The organism is Pseudomonas sp. SDT291_1_S447, from assembly GCF_054070155.1.
Genome location: NZ_JBSVXS010000477.1, coordinates 1 through 212, shown reverse-complemented (window position 1 = coordinate 212; position 212 = coordinate 1). Strand labels below are relative to the sequence as shown.

Annotated in this window: 1 pseudogene; it reads right to left on the bottom strand. The window is 69.8% G+C overall.

Features of this window, described 5'->3' with window-relative positions:
• Nucleotides 1-212: pseudogene (locus ACW9IR_RS30440) on the bottom strand (D-hexose-6-phosphate mutarotase); the annotation flags it as partial.

Genomic DNA, 212 nt, shown 5'->3' with positions numbered 1-212 from the left:
CCAGGTGCGCGTGCAGGTCCACCTGCCAGTCGCACAGTTGCAGTTGCCAGTGCAGGCGCACGCCGTCCTCGTCGGTGCGGCTGTCGAGCAGCTTCCAGTCGATCAAGCGCGCCCACCCATGGGACGGCCAGGCGTTTTCGCTCGGGTGGCGGCCATACCACGGCCAGCAGACCGGCACGCCGCCACGAATGGCGCCCACCTGCGGCCACTTC